This is a genomic window from Pseudomonas sp. FSL R10-2189, from assembly GCF_009600325.1.
In the GTDB taxonomy this organism is placed as follows: Bacteria; Pseudomonadota; Gammaproteobacteria; order Pseudomonadales; family Pseudomonadaceae; genus Aquipseudomonas; species Aquipseudomonas helleri.
Window position 1 is genome coordinate 1 of sequence record NZ_WIVZ01000058.1, and the last position, 23,260, is coordinate 23,260.

The 23,260-nt window shown below is 47.0% G+C and carries 11 protein-coding genes; 5 read left to right on the forward strand and 6 right to left on the reverse strand.

Annotation, left to right across the window (positions count from 1 at the left end; genetic code table 11):
- Positions 1-36: 36 nt before the first annotated feature.
- The 5 genes from GHO32_RS24785 to GHO32_RS24805 form a co-directional block, all read right to left on the reverse strand.
- Positions 37-3,228 carry a sugar-binding protein gene (locus GHO32_RS24785; protein ID WP_153443043.1) on the reverse strand — a complete coding sequence of 1,064 codons (3,192 nt, stop codon included), beginning with the start codon at positions 3,226-3,228 and terminating at the stop codon, positions 37-39.
- A 104-nt stretch (positions 3,229-3,332) separates the two neighbouring features.
- Entirely contained in the window at positions 3,333-4,457 is a 1,125-nt protein-coding gene (locus GHO32_RS24790) for a hypothetical protein (RefSeq protein ID WP_153336668.1), read from the reverse strand.
- A complete protein-coding gene (locus tag GHO32_RS24795) occupies positions 4,454-7,429 on the reverse strand; it encodes a hypothetical protein (RefSeq protein ID WP_153336667.1) in 2,976 nt (991 codons plus the stop codon). The genes GHO32_RS24790 and GHO32_RS24795 overlap by 4 nt, the downstream gene beginning before the upstream one ends.
- A gap of 21 nt (positions 7,430-7,450) precedes the next feature.
- A complete protein-coding gene (locus tag GHO32_RS24800; RefSeq protein WP_153336666.1) occupies positions 7,451-9,847 on the reverse strand; it encodes a hypothetical protein in 2,397 nt (798 codons plus the stop codon).
- Between the two features lie 51 nt (positions 9,848-9,898).
- A complete protein-coding gene (locus tag GHO32_RS24805; protein ID WP_153336665.1) occupies positions 9,899-11,686 on the reverse strand; it encodes a hypothetical protein in 1,788 nt (595 codons plus the stop codon).
- Between the two features lie 243 nt (positions 11,687-11,929).
- Here GHO32_RS24805 and GHO32_RS24810 point away from each other — a divergent pair, with 243 nt between their 5' ends.
- The 5 genes from GHO32_RS24810 (at position 11,930) to GHO32_RS24830 (ending at position 22,215) form a co-directional block, all read left to right on the forward strand.
- Positions 11,930-16,897, forward strand: a complete 4,968-nt coding sequence (locus tag GHO32_RS24810) for an RHS repeat-associated core domain-containing protein (protein ID WP_153425868.1) — start codon at positions 11,930-11,932, stop codon at positions 16,895-16,897.
- A 234-nt stretch (positions 16,898-17,131) separates the two neighbouring features.
- Entirely contained in the window at positions 17,132-17,683 is a 552-nt protein-coding gene (locus GHO32_RS24815; protein WP_153334553.1) for a fimbrial protein, read from the forward strand.
- 98 nt (positions 17,684-17,781) lie between these two features.
- Positions 17,782-18,525: a molecular chaperone gene (locus GHO32_RS24820; protein ID WP_153334555.1), complete on the forward strand. Its 744-nt coding sequence runs from the start codon at positions 17,782-17,784 to the stop codon at positions 18,523-18,525.
- Positions 18,526-18,566: 41 nt separating this feature from the next.
- A complete protein-coding gene (locus GHO32_RS24825) occupies positions 18,567-21,077 on the forward strand; it encodes a fimbria/pilus outer membrane usher protein (RefSeq protein WP_256665464.1) in 2,511 nt (836 codons plus the stop codon).
- Positions 21,078-21,135: 58 nt separating this feature from the next.
- Positions 21,136-22,215, forward strand: a complete 1,080-nt coding sequence (locus GHO32_RS24830) for a fimbrial protein (RefSeq protein WP_153338131.1) — start codon at positions 21,136-21,138, stop codon at positions 22,213-22,215.
- Between the two features lie 35 nt (positions 22,216-22,250).
- Here GHO32_RS24830 and GHO32_RS24835 read toward each other — a convergent pair whose 3' ends face one another.
- Complete coding sequence (locus GHO32_RS24835) at positions 22,251-23,018, reverse strand: hypothetical protein (RefSeq protein WP_153443045.1); 768 nt, start codon at positions 23,016-23,018, stop codon at positions 22,251-22,253.
- Between the last annotated feature and the right edge of the window lie 242 nt (positions 23,019-23,260).

Consider the following 23,260-nt stretch of genomic DNA (forward strand, 5'->3'; position numbering starts at 1 on the left):
ATTACATAGCCAGGTGCTTGCTGAAGTCAGGAGGGTTTAGAAATCAGCTACACCCTTAAATGCGAAGAGCCGCTTTATGATCACTTGTGGATTACCGAGATCACCTAGCGGACCATCCTCTGTTGTAATCGAAGCCATCAAACCCAGGCTATTATATTCAAAGGTAGACCTTATATTCCCTAACGTCGTTTTATCCAAACGCCCTAAAGAATCATAATCATACGTTTGTGTTTGTCCCAAGACATCTTTATAAGAACGAATACGCCCACGAAGCGAATAATCATAGGTCATGGTCAAAGGTTCGCCTTGGACCTGAGAAACTTTCTCTGTACGAATTTCACCCGTCGAGAAATACTCACGTTCGAGCGTTTGGTCCTGATCAGTGCAACTCTTCAAACGTGCATTTTGGGGGTCGTATTCATATTTCGCACTGTTAGCCGAGCCAGATACTTTGCGCAGCGTTGGCTCCTCTCCCAATTGTGGAGCATACGTATACTCAATTTCATGGTGCCGCGCTGTGGTGACCTTCCACGGCTGTAGCTCTCCAGCCCTGAAATCAAATACTTTTTCCCTGCCCCCCGTCGTCGATGACGTCATACGGCCCAACCCATCAAAACCTTGAGTACCTAAGACTTGTCCCTCAACACTGATTAAGGTTGGCAAGTCCTCCGCACTGTGTGCAGCGTACTCACGCACCACCTTCGCTTTATCAGGAAGTGTTGTTTTAATCGTCCGGCCAAATGCATCATATTCGTAGCGTGTCTCGCACTTGCGGCCATCAACCTCTCTGACCATACGCCCTAAACCGTCATAAAAATATTCATGTCGGCTAGAGAAAACATCACCGCTCCCGTCATATCGTTCAATCATGACAGGCTTTTCAAACGCGTTCAGTTTACTGACGCTCAACAGGTACTTGATCGTCGAGCCAGGCACTTCGGTCCAAGTCGTAATAATAGGTCCATTCCACTGCGAAGAACCAATCGGATTAGTTTCCTCATGCACCTTAACCCCATCTGGGCGAACTTCAGTTTGTTGCTGCCCCCAATCGTCAAACAAAAAGGATGTTGTTAACTCCAGTGGTTCAGATTCATCAAGCCAATCAATTTCGGTCTCAGCGATAAGGTTACCAAACACGTCATATTGCGCACGATACGTTTCTCTAAAGTCATCTGCGCGCGCTCGGTTAACTGCGTCAGCATTTTGGCGGGTCTCACCCACCACACGATTAAAACCATCTAACAGAGTCGTTGTCTTGACACCTTTTACATTGGTAGCTATTTGTTTAGCTGCAACTCCCCACCGCATAGATAGTTCATACGTATAGTAACGGTGCGCAATATAGTTAGTAAGGTCAGGTGCCACGGTTTCTTGGATGACACGTTGCAAGGCATCATAGACATAGGCAATTTTCACATCATTGTCATCCTCTACTAACAAGGGTTGGCCATGAACCGTGGACGTTTCACTGGTTATCTTCTTTGTCGTCCCATCGAAATTAGTTATTGTTTCTATTGTCTGCAATACTGTCTCTGCCGCGCGACTGTAGCGTGCAGGCGACAAATTGTAATCATAGTCGGTTAAGAATTTATAGGTATCCTCGTCCAGGGAGGGACGTTCTAGCGCCTGCTGCTTAATACGCCCAAAGACCAAAGGTTGCGTGACGTCATTGTTATAGTTGTACGTAACCTTGTGCAGCAATTTCTCAACCTTATTGTTCACCTCAAACAGTGATTCACTTTCAACCGCCAACCAATCAGCCCGTGCGGCATTTAACGCGCCGAACGATGTATAGCGATAAGCCGTTGTCAGCTGCTGTGCCACATCTGAAGCACCGGAGGCCGGGATGACAGTTGTGTCTTTTACACTCCTGACAAATCCTTCAGGGTCTTTAGGACAGCCATCGCCTCCTTCAGCTAAGTAATAAGTGCTGCGCTTAGTAACACCGTCCGCTCCAATCTCTTCGATCAGGTTTCCATATTTGTCATACGTGGTTTTGACTATTTCAGAACGAGAACTGCCCTTCTTCTCCCATCGTGTTTCAACGCTGGCCGGTAGTTGAAAATTCAGGGGCTGACTGACAAAAATAGTGTCCGCTAGAGCATGGTAAGTCGTTGTGACGCGCATCACAGATTCGTTCTGGTAGGTTTCTTCCTTAACCAACAAATGAAATGAATTGAAAGTTCGCTGTACACGGCGAACCTCATCTTCGCCATTCAATAAACGCTCAACTGTACTGTAATCATAGTTTATGACTTGATACAGGTTATCAATGCCTGTTGGATCCCAATTCAGACCTGATGCTCCAAAGCCCAGAAAATTATTCTGCGTTGCTTGATTGGGTAGATCATAACGATACTCTGTGGTGACGATGGGTTGGCCGCACCCTGGGTCTGCACTATGAAGCGTAGCACGTGGTAAATTTGACGCCGTAGGGTCAGGATGCTTGTGTCCACCGTCACCATACTCAATAACTTCCAGGCCTCCAGTGGGTGTCTCAACACGGCAAATGCAATTGAACCCGAGCTTATCTGCATACGTGAATAGCCAACGGGCACCGTCTTCAGTAGGCAGCGTGAGAGCTGTCGTGCTCTGTGATTGATTGTGGAATAGCGTATAAACCGCCAACGCCCCACCCGCCTCACTCGAATAAGGATAAGCTTGCATCGAAACAGTGATGCCATCGCTAGTAAATAAAAGAAGTGTTATATCAGACTCATCCTTTACGGTATTCAGCCTATAGTCTGCGAGGTAGGGAACGTAGTCCAAAACTACCCGACGCCCTTCTGCAGAATACATATAGACAGGCAGTGCTGTAGACCCATAAACCTTGAGTATTTCAGTCCCCCCCGACTTATAAACGATTCGATACTCATCGCCCTCTTCATAAATATGAAAATTGTCGAGTTTTTTTTCCTCCATGGTCAACTGCCCATCCGGATCTTTGCCCGTAACCCTGAAGGTTTCACCAGAACTCAATGACAACACTCGAGTGACTAAATTAAACTCGGTAAGTTGCAATGACCATCCTTGACCAAAACCACTATCACGCAAATTAAGTGGATTGAATATCAACACTAAAGGAACCACTGGCCCGGTTAAATTATTAGCTTTTAGTTCCGGCAAGTTTATGGAAACGCTGTACTGCCCTGTACGTGGATCTACACCACCTTGCAAGTAGCTCATAAAATTGAAGGCATTGGAATGCACTGCTGTAGATGATGCCATCTTGAATACCCCTAGTTTGAATAATACTTTTAGGCACGCGCTCAATAAAAAGAGCACGGGCCTTTAATTAAATCCGCTCGAGCAAGCAGAAGTGCTAATAGAAATTAAATATCGGGTGTAGGCACAATGATCTGAACACAGGATAATTTACCGCCCACTTTGCCACGATTATGAATCTTACGTATTAATAGCAAGCCGGCATGGGGCGGGGCCACTACCTTATTACTCTCCATAGAAATCAAATCATTGAGTTGCAAATAAGGCGCATCATTTCCTGGGGTGGTAACGCTTTTTTGCGTTGTTTTAAGTTTTATGATCCAGTCAGCCCAACTTGTTCCCGGGGCCTCGGGGTACTCATTCATATCGCAACTTGACTCGGAAGACAAATAAATCCTCGTCGCCGAGGGCACATTACTAAGCTCTAACGCATATATATCATCATTCGGACAACCATAACCGCCATCATCTTTATCATGAGGTACTCCGTCGCGGTCCTCCCAAGCAGCTAAATGGTATGTATAATTTTTAATAGGGATTGAGCAGTAGAATTTACTGCCACTGTCAGGCTTGCCATAAAAATTAATAACGGGCACTGGCGCATGTAACTCAGGCGACGTTGCACCCCCATTCACATTTTTGAGAAATGCTGATGATGGAGCAGTAACGTTCGGTGATTGCGAAGTATCTGGCGTCGAGGGTTCAATGCGAACACATGAAAGTTTACCATTAATTTCCGGCCTCACAAATTGCCCTCCGGTTAGCTCAACACCGGCCGTTACGATGACCGCTTTATCGGGATTAGATTGCTTCGTCTCTAAAGCTAGTCGCAATCCGTTGATATTGAGAGTATCCGTCGACACGCTTTTTTTGCGTGCTATTAATTTAAAAACCCAGTCAGCGTTAGTGTTGTTGAAATTACAATCCTTCTCAGACATCAACCATATCTTAGTTGCAGAAGGTACGTTTTGCAGGGAAATATAATAAGCATCATCATTATTGCACCCGTACTTATTGTCCCCCATATTGACATTCAATACTTCATTAGAAAACGGGATTCTGCATTGCTCTTTGGGCTTACCATCTGACAGTGCATTATAAATAACAACCTCAGATGTTACATCTTCCACAGGTTTAAGTTGAGTCTGCGCATTACTTGCCCAGACTGGAGCAGTACTGCTCATGATGGCTGTAAAGCACAAAAAACTCAGAGGGGTCATTAATCGTTTCATGATTCGATTACCTCACCTGATTCGCGATCCCGCAGAAAAGTGCTGAGTATCAGATCATTACGACTGTTTTCACCTGACGCATTAGGAAAAGCAATTTTAATACCATGAAAATTACCATAAACATCCTGAAACTCGAAGTCCACGCCCTTATAAAGTTTAATCCTCACAGCATTTGAACGTGAAAGGTAGCTAACGTCATCGGTGCGGTGAAGACTCACCAGCAACTGCCCTGCGCTCGGACTATATGCAGTATCTACCTCCAGCGTAGCAAGTTTAGCTATTAAGTTTTCATTCATAGAGATTAACTGCGGATCAAAACCAAGGTACTTAGGTGCGTTGCCGATTGGTGGGAAAAATGCACTACCCGTGTAGCTAAACATGGTTTCTTCAAGCACGTCACTTTCCCATTGAATCGTTGATTGATTTATGTCTTTACGATTGAGCGTGGGATCCGTGCGTTCAAAGTTAGCAAATTTAAACTGCCCACCCGTATAAGCAACTGTATAATAATCTATCGTTCGATAATTATAATCATAAGAAGGCGCCTCATCGGCTGGACGCTGAGGATCCAATACGATATCACCCTCTGTCAGTACTCTTGTCTTGGTGAATGAATACGACTCTCTATTTAATTGTGGTATGGGCAGCGCTTTAATAAAAACTTTACCAGCGTCGGCATTATCAGCAATTAAAGAAGTATGTGGCGTGCCATTGCTATCAATGAAACGCACGAAGAATGTGCGCGTTTGAATTTGACCGGCGGTCAACGGCCGTCCCACAACATAAAGATCTTCGGTGGCATTGGCAAATAGTTCATTGCTTACAACATTACTTGCCCCAATCATTGTAAAACTGTTGCTCTGCTTTGCAAAAGCCCAGTCATACTCTGAACCGTAGGGTATGCCGTATTCATTAAATTGGTCTGTATTTTGGACCGGTTGATTCGATTCAAAATCCATAACCTCTAATGAGTCAATTTCTTCTGAGGACAACTCCCCACCTGTGGTCACCAAGAAGGTTTGTAAACGAACCTGTTGCCACCCGTTTGCATAGGCGCTCCCTTGGTACTCGTTGTCTGCCGGGCCCTTACCATCAATCACTTTCACAGTAATGACAACGGTGTCCCAGGATTTTTGCGGTGTATACCCTGACGTTTCTATAATGCTGAAGCCCGACATGCCCACGCCTGTGTCTGACATATAACTGTAAAGCACAACATTCGTTTGCGGCTCAGATGAGTTAGTAGCCGTAAACATGCCATTTTTATCAACAGATCCATCACCGCTGACCACAGACCACGTCACAGTACCCGGACGATTCCAGTCAGTACTGAGTTGCACCTGGGCATTAGGTACAAGGTTCTCAACAAACGCAGGCGCAATATGCACGTTATGCGCCCATGACGATAAAAGGACGGAGCTCTCCATCTCTTGCTGAGTCGTCTTGTTATAGGCTCTAACGCGCTGAACAAACAGGTCCTTGCCTGCGATCTCGGAAGGATCTGGCAATGAGTAATTAACCGTATTACCGGTCAGCTCAATGGACCCATACCCTTCATCGAGCAGCGTCCACTCAACCACATCGGTGTCCGCAGCTGACGCACTGAATTTGATAGGTTCGGCATTGATCCACTGCTTCGCAATCGCGAATTTGGGGGAACCAGGCAGATAATCAGAAGCCTCGGCAAAGACTTGTCGCTCAGAGACCAAAGGCGAGATGGACGCCGCCTCGTAAGCAACAAGCAACAATGCTGAAGCTTCGTATTTAATTCCACCCTTCTCATAAGTGCCTGTCACAACAACCCGTAACGTGTCATGACCAATGCTTGATCGTGGGGCTGCCGTGTAAACGTTGCCAACCATAGAGCCCGCACCTTCAGAGCCAAAACTGTTCAAGCTACGTGCACGCCACGTTGCATTGACCTGTTTGCCCTCGCCATCTTCAAAGATGAACGTTTGCGTGCCTCCGGCCTGGACGGTCGAGAAAGTGGGTTCAACACTGTACAGCGTGATGCTCGGGGCTAAATTACCCAATACAATCCTGTCATGAGGGTCATGGGTAGAAATGGGTTCAAAGTGGTTATGCCCAGGAAATAACAAGGTCGTCAATAACGCCATGTTGTCTGCATTGGCGTCGGCCAGCATAGAGTGATGGAGGACCAGAGCCGCAGAATATTGGTCTTGCCCGTTTAGGGTATCGTCAGGGATGAAATAGCGAAAACCGCTGGATTGCGTTGGAAAATCTTTCCCGGCCGCGCTGCCAGCCAAATCGATGAACACCAATACAGCGCCATCCCCTACATTATCGGCGCCCAAAACCTCTGCCCCGGGCGCTCGCTGGGTGCGTAAATAAAATCTCACAGGGGTTAACGGGTTGTAGCCTGAAAGATCCAGCACGCCTAACTGGAAAATTCTTTTATGAGCAGGCAAGGCTTTGAAATAAGCACTCAACAATTTACTGATTTCTTGTTTAATACCCGTTAAAGAACCAAAGTTGCAGGTAAAATCCACGGCATCAGAAAGATCTAATGTCACACGGCCGACACGATCAATATCACCTCGCGTCACCGTCAAATTAATGGTTGCTGTTATAGTAAAACCATGAGTTTCTTTGATTTTAGTATGTGTCAATAAAACGTCTGGCTCACCCGAAATACTCTTAACTTCGCTGTACGCGCCGCCCACTAAACGGAAAGTCACCGTAACTTTTGATGCATCCAGAGAAGCATTTTCAAATGAAATCAATGGCTGACCAAGAATTAGATTTTCCAATGTCACTTTTCGTGAATTGGGCAGTTCAAAGTTTTTGGAGATCCTAGGAAAATAGGTTGCTTTACCATACCCATTAATAAACTGCTGTTCCAGCAAGCGGTTTAACCGACTCCGACTAAAAGCCGTAATAGCACCCCAGCCTCTAGTCGTATTTTCGCCGTTCATAGAAGCCAACAGCGTATCACGCGAATTGATACTCATAGCAGAACTCCAAAGTCTTATTTACTTAATATAAAGGTTACGATTGCTTAGGTTATGCCTTTCCATTGCATCTATGTCACAAGGCACACAAGCCGGGGCATTGCCTGAGCGAATCTGCTGAGTTAGAAGTTCTAAATTAGTAAATGAAAAAAAGTCAGCGGTGCTAAACGAAGGGTCCGCTATGAGACTTGCATTCACGATGATACTCTGGTCGTCGTCGGACTCTGGATCAAATGTATAAACCCCCTCCTTGCTCATTGATCCCGGCCCAATCAACTTAACCCATTCACATTCTTTGGGTACTCCCCTCGATTTCGCAATGAACAGAGCTGTTTTTTTATCGCCGCTTAACGTATAACTCAATTCAAATGACTGAGTTTTCGATACGACCAGAGCAACCGCTGTTTTAGTTGCTAACGCGGTACTGAAAGTCACCTCTTCAAGGAGAAAAGCGACTGTTCCCCAATCAGGATTCTCAGGATCTACCAAAGGTAACTTACCTGCCTTAAAGATCCATTGATCTATAATACCTGGGTCCCGCTCACAACTACTGACTGAGTTCGCAGGCATTGTTCGCGTCACTTCTGTCTTGTTATGGCTCAGCGCTTTAAAGCGAAGTTCCCCCCCGTCTTGATCGACTTTGAACTTACGCGGAACTATTTGGATTGAATCCATGGAAATAGACACCAGCGCCACACTGGTAGCGTCTGAATGCTCATCGGCCACCGTCACTTTAACTTGAATGTGTTCCCCGCTAATCGTTAATGGCGCCGTATACTCCCCAGTAAGCCTATTTATTGTGCCAATGTCGCCCTCGTAATACTCCTTGCCAGTGTTTAACGGTGCAACCGACCATATGAGCATCATACCTCTAGCTGACTCATTAACGTCGAACTTATACACTTCACCGACCACAAGGTGAGGCATCGCATTGACCATTTCAATGGACGTCAATCCCGGACGAAACTTTCCGAATACAACCATATCTCCAGGCGTGTGAGCTTTTTCAAGAGCAATCACATTTCCATTTTTGAATAGAACACTTTGTAAAGCGAAGGTGTTAAAGCTTGGTACGCGACTAATCAAGCGCTCAAGACCACGTTCGACTGAGGGTTTTACAACGTTATCATTATAGACGTTAGACACATACAACCACCTCTCTACTACTTCATCTGGCATACCTGGGCCAGGAATCAACAGAGAATCGACAGCACTATTATCTTTGAGCTTTAGACCAACTTCGGTATCGGACAGAGTCAGAAACTCACCGGATATATTTTTTTGCCAATTCAGTTCACCGGTGTATTGGTTGTTATTATAATCAAAAGTCAGTGGCTGGTAGCCTTTCCACTCGGCTTTGACTTGATCATCAACCATTGAAATGCTGAACTCGGCTTTCTGAATATCAGAAACAGGAACCTTCCCAATAAGCATTGCAATTTGCACAGCCGTTAACCCAGGAATATCATTAAACCAAAGACCTTGGATATTGAGGCTACCCTGAACTGCCTCCAGCTTATAAAGATCGGTATTCTTTTGTATTTCAATTGCTGTCGCCGATCCTGTACCAGCGTCACCCATGGTGACGAATCCTTTACTAAGCACTTTTTCCATAATCGCTTTATTACTGATTACAATGGCAGCGGTATAATCCCCATCGTCAGGAATCATGTAGATATCTGAATCGGGTGTCGGAGTACCACCTTCGGTATTTCCATCCAGGCCTACGTAGACCTTGATTGCACCATCATCGTAACTGTAGCCATCCAGTAAGCGTGCAGTCTCTGGCATTTTTACTTCAACCCGAAAACTGGTCGGGTTCCAGTCCACGCCGCCCGTCGAGATTATTTGGCTTAAAACAATTTCTTTTTGTTCTGGGTACAGCAGGTTCAACAGCGTCCCCATTGCCAGATAACCGTATTGGTAATCAAAATCAGCATTATGGGTAAAATTAAATCTCCAGTCATAAGACGTTTCCAAATTCAGGACAACTTTTCCGTCCTTGACGCCCCCCTCTGAAACACCCAGTTGGCATGTTAAAGTAGGCCCTGTGACTGGATTAAAGTCTCCTTCAGAGCGAATATCCGTGCCATCATATAGAATATAACCCCCACTCTTGATGAACCATGTCAACTGCAATACCGGGTCTTGACCGTCGTGACGAGAAACAAAAGAAACCATTGGCTGTGAAAAAACGACTTCAGAGAGATAAACCTTCTCCGTTTGTCCCTGCGCCTGTAAAGTTTGCGTCATTGGGTTATACCATTTGCCCTCTGTAAAAAACTTTATATACTCTTGCTCCAGCACGTGGTTTGACATGCTGCGGTTATAAAATATGATAGCGTCCCACTTACTCGTTACAGACTGGCCTTTCATTTTTGCAAGTATGGATTCTGCCGAATTGACTATAGTTTTCATTGCGAGCCTCATTCATATTCATCATGCGCTAAAAATCTGAGTATTATCTATTCACTCAACAACGGTTAACGAAACAGTATCAAACTGCTTATACTCTTCACCGCCATCGAAACTTATCTCTGCCCCAACAACCATCTTATTATTAATTGCAATACCATTAACGTAGTCTTTATTTATGGAGATGATCAATTTCTCTTCAACAGTTTCTTCACTACTCACCTGGACGCCTTGCAGTGCAGTGCCTCGAAAATAAGTTTTTACACCACTCACGCTTGCATAGACCTTCACCCATAGCCCTGCCTGGAAGAACATGAATTTATTTTGCGTAAACTCAGCAACCTCGACGGCCATAACAGCTCGTTTACTTAATCGGCCTGAACTAGCAGGCTTTGTACAAATGGGTGCAATAACCTGACCCGAGCCGAGGTCAAGCACCGTTAACGTGTACGCAGGGGACACAAGAGGAATGGTTGTGCCCGCGGGAGTGATCTGGTAATAGACTTGGACCTTTTTCCCTATGTTTGGGGTGACTGCTTCCATGGGCACAGTGAAAGATCTCTGGTTATCTGGGTTATTCAGCCCTAAGTAATAGCCCGTTTCACCCTCTTGATTGAAACGTACATGCACGCTATCAGAAGCAAACAGTTCGACCTCAGCCGGAATTTCAATATCAATACCATTAACAGCAATATTGGCTGCCAGCTCGCCTTCGCCCTCATTACCTGGAGTGGCGCGTGGAACATGAGGAAACTCTGTTACCTTACGCTCTTTATTGATATTTACTGGTAATGGCAGACTGGCGCCTGCCGCTCCAAGCCGAGAGAACTGGTAAGTAAAAACCACGTCTTGAGCGGTGTTATCTAGCAACCACTGATATTCCAAAAGCGCGTGAAAAGTACCACGATCCACCGTACTGGCATCCACAGGCATTACAATAGACGTGCTTCTGCCTGCTCGTGGAGCCATAGCATAAAGCACAATATAGTCACCTGCCTGTATCGCACCGTAGTTATTAACTGATAGTTTAAGGCCCTGTGTATACTGACTAGGGTCTAAATAACCAATTACACCGGGTATCTCAATAGCTGGCAAGAATGGCGTCAATGACGCTTTTATATTGAACGTCTGCACAATAGACTGTGTCACCGGCCTAGTGTCATCAGCATATGCTATGGAGTAACTAATCTCGGCTTTGCCGTTCTTAATGATGGTCACTTGACCTTTCTGAACTGTGAATTCCAGAGGCTGCCCCACCTGTTCTTTCACCAATTCGATAACACTCTTAATAACAGGCCTAGCGGTACCGGTGGCGGTATAACCTTGCCACAAAAACGTGACAACATCGCCTGCAGTCATGTTTTCGTAAGGTAATACCACCACAGTTAAAAAATTATCCGATATAGTATCAGCATCAATATGCAGGTCGTGTGCCCCACGTACTTGGGCTACCGGTAAAAGAGCAACTTTCTGAGGTCGCTTTCCTACATAAAAAAATCGACGTGCTGATTCTTCAGTACGCGTTCCATTGATCTCAAACGAATAAGAATAAAAAACCCAACCCTGATCCAGGCTTTTGAGCAATAAATTGGTAATTGACACCGGCATGCCTTCAGGTTTTACCTGATCTCTGTCCAGCGGCACCATCGAGCCCGCATCATCGAATACGGCGCCAGAAGGCCCGCAACCACGCCAATTCGGGTAAATGTAAACTTCATCATCGTCCTCAATACCGCCGACTGGAATGTAGGTAGCAAGCGCCAAATCACCTAATGCAGCAAGATCGAGGACATTATCCGAACTTAAATTGGCGACGACCGGCATTGGAAGTAGGTCATGCATTAGCTGATTTCCTGAAAATATTAAATTCCACGGGGCATTTTTGTACTGCCTGGTCACCTCTTTTTACACCCTAAAGATTTAGGTGGGTACTAGCAGAACTACTAGGTACTAACACTTAAATTTATTGGTAGGCTCGCACAGGAAAATATGCGAATGACATCACCCGCACTTGGGCGATGCACAGTGTTATGGCTATAGCACTGCACCGGAACGGCTTTATTATTGCACCCAGAGGTTATTATCATGGCGAGCAACCTGCACTCCAATGCCTTCAACTTTCTCAGCTTTATGAGTCATCAGGTAGACCCACGTACCGGCCAATACACTGCATCTGTGAACTTTCCAGATATTAATGCTAACAATTTGTGCGGCCCGGCATTTCCTCTTAACTTGAACTTTAACCCATTAAATACCCTCGACAGTGGTTTCGGCACGGGGTGGTCCTGGCAACTGTCTCAGTACGACCCTACAACTGAAATATTGACATTAAGCACGGGGGAAGCACTGAGAGTTAGTAATTGGATTGACGCCAAAGCAGAGTTCAACGAGCAAAAACTAGTCACTTTTAATTTTTACTCTGAAGGGGCTGACACCTATCGTATCGAGCACAAATCAGGGCTTTCAGAACGACTCAGTCTTTATGGTTCTTTGTATTTACCTAAAGAGTTATATTCTGCACAGGGCCACAAATTAGCATTCGCCTATACGCCCGTCACTACTAACACGGGTGTCATTTACGCCCTGGAGCACATAAGCGACGCACAAGGTACTGCACTTGTATCGATTTCCGGATTGGGCAGTTCTGAATTAAAAATTTTGTTATATTCAGGCTTCAGTCAGGACAGTAATGCATTATCCACTTACGAGTGGCGCTCTGTTCCAGGCAGTTTTGAAACGCGGGTCACATTACCTACAGATGATCATGCCTATTGGAATTTCACCTTTACCAAGCTTCGTAATTTGCTGTGTATCACAGAAGTTTTAACGCCCGACGGTGCTCATGAATATGTGCGGTATGAGGACGGAGGCCATGGACATCCAGCAGGCGATGAGTTCCGTATACCCAGGGTCACTCATCATGTTATTAAACCTGGCGCCGGGCAAGATGATATTAATTATAAGTACACGTATGTCTTACCTAAGCAAAACAATCAGCATAATTTCTTGGGGTATCATGCACCGGGATTAGTGTGGGGGAACACCGGCTATGACAATCTTTATCAAGTCGTGGCTGACTATAAATACGGCTCCATACAATCGCTTCTAGATGGCAATGCTACAGTTAATTCGATTGTACGAATCTACAACCGTTTTCACTTGCTCACCCGAGAAGAAATACAACAGTCCGGGCATATTCAAGCCGTTGAGACGACTTACCACATACTCGAAAATGCACTGTTTTCAGCACAACCAGACTTTTTCCAACTCCCACATACGGTTACCAAGTCCTGGTATTTAACATCTGATAAAAACAAGATTCGCTCTGAAACTGTCACGACTCAATATGACACGCACGGCAACGAAACTTCAAAGATTTTGGCTGACGGAACAACTCTGCTCAGCACTTACTACGCCCCCATCGGAGAAGGCATTCCAACAGATGACTTTTACTGCCCTCCCGATCCAGAACTTTTTGTACGCTCACTTAAAACAAAAACAACTATACCTGCCCCTTCATCTTTTGGGGATGCACCCACCTTGCAATGTCAGTTCCGCTATGGTTCTTTACCTTCGATCATAGAAGGGTTTGCAAATCATCAAGTTCTGACCACAGAAAAGCTCTTCCAGGTCACTGTTGAGCAACCAGCCAATGGTCAATCAAAAGAATTATTTGTACCCTTACAAACGATTGAAAGAACTTATTACAATACTCTTGGCAACCTTGTAAGTCATGGCCGCCTCAAACGTCAAACGCTGACACTAGAGACTTCTTCAAGCTTCATCGACTTTGAATATGGACTGTTATCGCTACCAGAAACAGTACCCGTATTAGTGACACGTAAAACCCTGGGGAGCAGTCTGGACAGCCATTACCGCACGACCGAAGCACACACATCTATTATCACGGGACAACCCGTGTTTGAAATACAAGACAACGGTTCGACGGTCGCTTACACCTACGATTCTCTAGGGCGTCTTAAATCCGAGACTACCGCCCCTGATACAAACGCTAGTGCAACTCGGCGCTATGAATACTATCTGCCAACGGCTCAGGGCTTGATAACAGAACACATTATCACCGACGTCATGGGGCTAAAGGCACGCGTTAAATTTGACGGCCTTGATCGTATGATCTCGCAAGAATTAATGGACAATACAAACCCGCAGAACCGCGATTATCGGAAAACGTATGAAGCCCTTTATAACAACCGCGGTCATTTGGCGCAAGAGACTTACTACGACTGGATTGATGAGACCAACTCGTTGGCGCTAACCAGCCATTTTTTTTACGATCACTGGAATCAACTTGAAGCCACTAAAAAACCAGACAACATACTTTACTATGAAGTCCACGACCCCATCGGTTTAAAAAATTCTGAGGAACAATTTGAACCGACAATCACTCGTTGGCGCCAAGCACCTGGTCTCGTAGCGGTGCAACATGGTTTAAATGTTACTCGCCTTTCCTCGTTAGGCAAACCGCTTAAAGTTGAAATGCGCGATTCACAAAATACAGTCATCAGCTACTATGAATATAATTATGATGGTGTTGGTAACTGCATCAAAGAAGTGGATGAGTTTGGTAACACCAGCCAATATGCTTATGACGCTTGGTCCAGGTTGGTCAGCAACACGCTGCCGGATCGCACCCGCGTGCTTCACACCTACACGCCCCACAGCACTGAGGCATTACCGACCCGGCTTGAAGTCATAGACGGCGCAAACATTAAAAGAGTCATTGGCGAACAAACCTTCGATGGCCTAGGACGCATGACGTCTTCTACAGTAGGCTCTCGCGTTCAAACACTCTCTTATACAGATGGACAAATGCAAGTTTGTAAACGTGAAACGCTTAAGAAAAAAATTATTAGTTATGCGTACGACTTTAATTTAACATCATCACCTAGACAAATGATTTCCGAAGAAGGGACGGCTACTTTTGAGTACCACCCAAGCAGTGCTCTTTTAACCCAGGTGACGACGAGCGAAGGCGTCCGAAAATATGTCTATAACCAATCGCAACAACTGCTCGAAGATACCTGGACTGATACGAACGGCACGACGCTACAGACGGACTACACCAGTACTTTGCAAGGTCGACAGCTCTCACGAACAACGGTCGTTAATAATATAAGCACCACGAACACTTGTGATTACTATGCGGATGGACGCCTGCACCAAATGACACAGGGTGTACTCAGAGCAGAGTATATTTACGACACGCTTGGACGCGTAAGTTGCACGACCACTACGGACACACAATCAGGCGCCGTTCTTGTCACCGCGATTGAATACGACCAATACGATCAAGAAATCCAACGCACAATAATACTTAACAATCAACCACCCCGGATTATTACGCAAACATGGGGTATTAGTGGATTACTCGAAACACGTGCTCTTGAACATGACGGCTACAGCCTGATTGCTGAGCGCTTTAATTATGATACCCGCGGCCGTTTAATTGAGCACCAATGCCAGGGCGCTACATTGCCAAAAGATGAATACGGTCAACGTATTCGTTCGCAATTATTCTTTTTCGATGCGTTAGACAATATCACTGAACGATTCACTACTTACGACGACGACACAACAGACGATGCTATCTTCAGTTATCAAACTGATGATCCCTGCCAGCTACTCAGCGTAAGCCATAGCCATCAACGCTACATAGAGGCGGGTAGAGGGTTGTGTGTCTTTACCTACGATGAGGACGGCCACCAACGGAATGACGAATTCGGTAATCACTTGGAATACGACAGCCAGGGGCGCTTGCTGAACGCTGGTAACGACAGCTCAAGCCTTTCACTTTCCCATTATCGATACGATGGGCACAACCAATTGATCGCCTCAACTAACCGGGACCAAAGTGAATGTTTTCGAATGTATGAAGGGTATGAGTTGGTCGGTACCTTACAAGATGAAATACACACCCGGTATTTCCGTGATGCCGATCAAACCTTGGGCCAACAGTCAGACGATCCAGATCAGGTACTGCTGTATATGTGCGATGCCAATAAAACGGTGATAGCACAAAGCCAAGACCAGGCGGTTAAATCTGCCGTCTATAACGCCTACGGAGACAGCGGCGACTGGTCATTAACCGGTTCGCTGGCTTTCAACGGCGAGATGCGTGAACAGGATACGGGATGGTACCTGCTGGGCAAAGGCTACCGCGCCTACAACCCTTCACTGATGCGCTTTCATAGCCCCGACTCATTGAGCCCTTTTGGTGCTGGAGGAATAAACCCCTATGTTTATTGCCTGGGCAACCCTATTAAATTCAGCGATCCTACGGGTCATTATTCCTACTATGATCAGTCAATAGATCGTGCAAATCCTGTTTATAAACAGGCAGCGCCTATCCAGGGATTCAGCCTAGAGCAAGGGCTGATTACTGCGGCCATGATGGCGATCGGAGTAGGCGTAACCATTGCGACTGGCGGTACTGCAGCTCCTATATTCATTGGTCTGTCCGTGGATCTTTTCGCAACCTCGCTCGGGACATGGGGTTTATATACCAGAGGCACCCTCAGTAAAAACTTGGAATCCTCGGAAATGCTCATCGGTTTTATGCCACTGCCAAACTCGCTAGGTAAAAAGTTGGTTAAAAATACTCTGCGAGGTCCAGATGTCCTTGAGCGCGCTGTAGAGGCCTCAGCGCGCCAGAGAATCAATTTACTTAAAGGACGTGACAATCCTATGTTCATTGAGTCGAACCCCGCCATTAAGCGCGCCAACTCTCCCCTGCAATCCAGCCCCTCAAAAAGACGCAAAATTGATGGGGCTGCAAGTCCCGACACTGCCCCTAATCCCTCTTACCGAGTAGGACCTGATATCACCCGTGAAATGACCACCGACACTGCCATAACAAGCACGTCTCATCAAATACTCACCCCCCCCACTCCGCCAATTCAACCACCGTCACCTTCACTACCGGCGATTACTCAACAAACTGTTAATGCCTCTGGCCCGAAAAAATGGCCCACAGTGACTCCAGCAACACGTATACGAGGAACAAACGGCTTCGGCCAACGTAGTGATTTCTAAAACTCAGCGCTGCCCAATGCATTCGCAATGAGTGCATTGGGTTTCATTATCTGAAACCTGATCGTTACTAATTCTTTCTACTTCTGAAATTGAGAGTTCTCTCATATCTACGCAACATCCGGCTCTATAGCATTGTCCACCGCCGAGACTCGCGCTTAGAGCGCCACTCCATTAAGTCCCTAAAACGTCTCGGCGTATCGAGACAGGGGACATCTTATTCAATAGGTTCTTTTTATGCGTGCTTTACCCCTTCACCTTTCTATGGGCTTTGCCCTTAGCCTGTTTGGCACATCCGTGTTTGCAACCACTGGCACTATCAACTTTGAAGGCAAGATCACTTCCAGTACCTGCCCAATTGAGATCGTTAATCCCGGTGATGGCTCTATTGGGAACCTCGTAAAAATGGTCGACGTTAATGCCAGCCGTTACACGGCTGTAGACCAGGACCGCGGTGGTAAACCCTTCAGCCTGCGCCTCACCCCTGACAGCGGCTGCGGGCTTGCTGCTCCCCCCGACACCAACACAGCCACCGTCACCTTCAGTGGCCTGGCCGACGGTGATCATTTTGCTATACGCAGTTCGGCTGATGCAGCACAAGGTGTGGCCATAGTTATCAAGGACAAGACTGGGTCCTCCGTTAAAAATGGCGACGCGTCTGCTGAATATGCTCTGAGCTCAACCGACCCTACTGACATGCAATTCGAAGCGTTCTATCGCTCAACCGCTGCCAACGTGAAAGCCGGAGTAGCCTCGGCCGACATCGCCTTCGTGGTGAAAATCAACTAACACCTCTTAAGTGCAGTGGCTCCCGTTCCAGGGGGGCTGAACTGACTTAATAGAAACAGACCAGGGCGCCTCTTTGCCCTGGTCCAAGGTACTCCCTCATGTTTGTTTCAACCCTGACCCGGCGCATGCTCAGTTATGGCGTGGCGACGTTTGTGCTCTCTCTCCAGCCGTTAACCAGCCAAGCAGCCTTGAGCATCAGTGGCACTCGAGTAGTCATAGAAAGTGATCAACGCAGCGTTTCCATCATCGTGCGTAACCCCAGTAAAAAAACCTACGCAGCACAAGCCTGGGTTAATACCGAGGCTGACGACACCACCACTGCGGTGCCCTTGATCGCATCACCGCCACTGTTTCGGCTTGACCCTGGCAAAGATCAACAGGTGCAAATAAATGCCCTGCCAAACACTCTGCCATCAGATCGTGAATCACTGTTTTACTTTAATGTCCAGGAAATACCTCAAACTAATGACACGTCTGGCAATGCCCTTAACATCGCTATACGTACTCGCATCAAGCTGTTTTATCGGCCACACACGCTTGAAGGAGGCTCAGTTGCCAAGCTTGCAGAGTTGCAATGGTTTTTGAGTGAAGTGAACGGAGTTTCACAGCTAATAGTGCGCAACCCCACCCCCTATCACGTTTCCTTCGTTCGCCTGGATGTTATGGCCAACGGAAAAAAACATCTTGTGAAAAACCCTGATATGTCGGCCCCGCTTAGCGAGCGGGCATTTGAACTTGAGGGGTTGAAATATCAGGAAGGCATGCAAGTGGTGTTCTCTGCCATCAACGACTACGGCGCCTATACACAACCCTTGACCCTTCCCATTCAGGCGGCACGTTAAGGGGCCAGCCCCCTTAGTGCTTAATCCTCAGGAACATGCTCATGACTTGCACTCTTGAACGAGCGCTCCCTCAGGGTGTGCGCGCCGCTCCATTATTGACTGCCACGATGGCGATTATCGTGATGTTTGAACTCCCAACAGTGAGGGCGCAACCCGTCGAATTTCAATCAGGGTTCATACGCCAGGCCAACACACAAGGTAATGAGTCCAGTGTCATGATTCTCAAGTCACTTGCACGTACTCACACGCTGCCTCCTGATCGTTACACTGTCGCGATATTTATCAATCAACACTATTTTGCCCATCGAGAAGTGACCTTCTCATTGAGCGATGATGGTCAACGACTGACGCCCTGCCTAAATGCACAAGACTTACAAGCCATGGGCGTCAGGATGCAAACTTTTACGACACAGAACATCACTGAACAATGCATTGATTTACCGAGCCTTGTACGAGGCGCAACCAGTGAAATGGAAAGCAGCACGCTGCGGCTAGACATATCGATCCCTCACATAGCCATGCGCCGCGACGTAATCGGTTATGTATCTTCAGACCTGTGGCAAACAGGTATCAATGCAGCGTTCATCAACTATCAAGTTTCTGCTCAACAAGGCACTGGGCGTTATATGGGTACACGCCGAAACCAGGATCTGAATGTGACCAGCGGTCTGAATGTGGGAGCGTGGCGTTTTCGCAGCAACCAATCGTTGCGTACAGATGAGGAAGGGCGACGCAAGTGGGCTAGAGCCTTTACCTACCTGCAGCGTGACCTGCCCAATACACGGGCCAACTTGACTCTGGGGGAAACATTCACCTCGGGCGATGTGTTCCGCAGCATGCCCATCAAAGGGTTGACCATCAACTCGGACATGGGAATGTTACCTGACGTATTACAGGGTTACGCACCTATCATTCGAGGTGTTGCACAGACCCGCGCCAAATTGGAAGTACTTCAAAACGGCTATCCCATTTATTCGACTTACGTCAGCCCTGGCCCCTATGCGATTGAAGACCTGAGTACCGCCGGAGGCAGCGGAGAACTCGAAATCGTCCTGACTGAAGAAGACGGCCATGTCTATCGATATACCCAGCCTTATGCCAGCATCGGCAACTTGTTACGTAAGGGTATTTGGCGTTATAGCGCCACTGTGGCGCGGTACAACGACGCTTACGATCTTGAGGACCCATTGCTATGGCAGGGTACTTTAGCGCTCGGCACGCTATGGAACTCAACGTTGTACGGCGGCGTACTGGGCAGTGAGTACTACCAGGCCGGCACATTAGGCGTGGCCAGAGACTTTGGTGCAGCGGGTGCTTTTTCACTCGATGTGACGCACTCCAATGCCGATATCGACTCTGGCGACACACACAATGTGCAAGGCATGAGTTACGCCATTAAATATGGCAAATCGTTTGCATCACGCACCAACTTGCGCTTTGCCGGTTATCGCTATTCCACCCAAGGCTACAGAGACTTTGACGAAGCCTTGCGCCAACGCAACCAGGACGCGACGTTCTATGGCAGCCGGCGAAGTCGGCTCGAAGCGTCAGTATCACAGAATGTGGGCAAACAAAGCTCGATGAGTTTGACTGTTTCACACCAGGATTATTGGCTCAGCAACTACGCACAGCGTCAGTTCCAACTTCAATTTAATACTCAATACAAAGGCATCAGTTATAACGTGTTCGCCTCTCAAGCGTTAAGCAACCAGCGCAACATGGAAACAAACCGTATCGTAGGTTTAAGTATTTCCATGCCGCTGGACTTCGGACACTCCACTTCGGCGACCTTCGACGTTCAGAAATTTGGCGACCGTTTAAGCCAGCGAGCCAGTGTAGGCGGCACTACCGATGAGAGTCGCTTAAGTTATCGGGCTTCAGTAAGCCACGATAACGTTCAACAAACTGCTTCTACCTTGGCGCTAGGTTACCAAGCGCCCTTCGCCAGCGTGGGCGCAGGGCTAACAATGGGCCGTGATTACCGCAGTCTAAGCATGAACGCGAGCGGGGCTGTCCTTTTACATGGGGACGGTATCGAGTTAGGTCCTTACTTGGGTGAAACCATAGGCCTGGTGGAAGTTCCAGGCATTTCGGGAGCCGGTGTAGTCAATACAACCGGAGTGCGCACTAACTCACGCGGTTATGCCATCGTCCCTTATCTACAGCCTTATCGTGTCAACAATGTAGAGTTGCAAACAGACAACCTTGGGCCTGAAGTTGAAATTGAAAACGGTACCACCCAATTAATCCCCCGCAGAGGGGCGGTGGTAAAAGCGACATTTGCTGCACGCACAGTCAAACGGTTGATCATTACCAGCCATACAGTAGACGGCACCCCCCTGCCCTTCGGTGCTCGCGTGAGTGATTCAACCGGAAAAGAACTTGGCATGGTTGGCCAGGCCGGCCAAGTCATGCTCACCAGCGCTGAAGATACTAAAAGTTTTGAAGTCATATGGGGCGATGAAAATCATCAACGCTGCCTGCTGAACATAGACCCCTTAACAATGAAAAAAATAGATGGCTATTATCTGCAAACTTTGCAGTGTCAATAACATCATATTCCAATGCACCGGTTTAAATGAAAGTACCGCTTACCGGATCGGAGCACACATGAAGCGATTAATGACTTTACTGACCGGCCTCGGGCTTATTGGTTATAGCCAAACAGGGCTGGCAAACACCTGCTACTGGGAGGCGAATTCGCCCCCTGGCCCTCAGTTATATCGTCAAGACATGGGCAGTGTTTATATTCCTCGGCATGCAGAGATCGGCAGCATCATAGGAGAATTCAATAAATATGGAACCCCCACTGATGAAAACAGATCCTCATTGAGATGCACTAATGATGGCAGCGTCATTCTGGACTTCACTATTAATGCTGTGAGAGCGATCTCGCCAGTATTGCTGCCGCCCATCAATGGCGAGGACGTTAATGGTAAGGTCATTGAAACCAATATCAGCGGAGTAGGGGCATATGTACGACTGGGCTTTCCTTTTTCAGGCGGGGCGACTAACGCTTTTACACCGATGGGCCCGCCTGTCATACCTTTTACAGCCACTCACAACCAACGAATGTCAGTCGAGTTCAGCCTGAGCAGACTGAGTTCTCGAGTCACACTGATCAAGACGGGCGACATTACTCCCGGCCCACAACCTTTGGATGGCGGCACTTTGGCAACTTCGAGCCTCTCAGGGGTCGGAAAAGGTTTTGATTTTGGGATTTCCGGCACCGTCATTCAAGCGCAATGCAGTGTCTCAGCCACGGCGGTGAGTGCAGACCCTGTCGACCTTAAAGAATGGAATATCGCTGATTTCAAAGGGCCTGATACCGGCACAACCCCTGTTCCTTTTTCCATTGCCCTGGAAAATTGTGTTGCTGACCCTACGAACAATAATATCGCCACCGCCCATATACGGCTCGATGGTGCTAAAGATTCAGTTCCTATTGATTCAGCAAAAGGTCTATTTAGCCTCAGCGCTGATTCAAATGCGCGAGGTATCGGAATACAAGTGCTCACCCATGATGGCATAACACCTTTTGAGCTCGAAAAAGAAATCCCCGTTTTGGCTATCACCCCTGGCAATGTGGTACTGGATTTTAAAGCGCGGCTTTATCAGACAGATCCCACATCAGCCATAGAGCCAGGTACAGCAAAAGGCGCATTGGCCTTTACCATTACCTACAAATAAGAAACGGCCCCAAGCGGGGCCGTTAAAAGGCAGTATTACGTGATGAGTTGAAGCTTTGATCGTGGACTGCCCTCTTCCGTCGTCCAGGTTTCTTTACCATCAAAACTGAAACGGGTAATGATTGTAAGTTCACTGGGTACTTTAAAAGGCATTATATCTGCCTTAACAATCAAGTCAGTTATATACTCTTCATCAATCCACTGTTGAGTGACTTCAAAATCAGTCAATACCGGAAACGTAATATCCGCAAGCCCTGGAGTGGCCGATACCCCCCTCCCATAAATATTCACATACTGCCCGGGCATTATCAAAAACCAACGCGTCAACAATTTAACCACCAGGCCAGCATCCGGAAATCTTGACGCACTCACTTGCGTGACATCACAGTAACCATACTGCATCGAGTCACGAGGTATCATGCCCATATCGACTGTCAAGCGCTCTGAAGGTAGTACCTTTCCTGTAACAGTCTTTACCTCATATTTAACTGTGATCGATTTACCCATGTGCTGAGGTACATGATCTTTACCGACATTCAACTTTCTGTCTGCAGGCACACTTGAAAATTCACCCAAAAAATATCCAACCTTACCTGCCACACCCCATGACACTCTTACTTCTTCCCCTTCATACAAAACAACTGAGGCGGGTATCTCAACCGTAATGCCTTGACCTGCATTAAAAGGATCTAGCTTACTGATAGAGCCCGAACCACTGGCCTGAGTCACTTTTGGAAAGGGCAAATCACGAGGAATGGGAGAGACCTCCACGAGCAATTCAATACGCTGCGAAGCCAGGCTCAAGTTACCGGCACGGTCCTGGATTTGATAGTGAGCATAGCGCCGGCCGTCGCCACTGTCGCGAAAGACCTGCCCCTCATAAACGAGCGTAGGTAATGGATCAACAGCTGTATCTATGTTCAGTGTTAACTCATCAACATAGTGCTCGTCGCTCTGGCTATCACTTAAATGGCTCTTCGCATTTAAGGGTGTAGCTGATTTCTAAACCCTCCTGACTTCAGCAAGCACCTGGCTATGTAATTGGT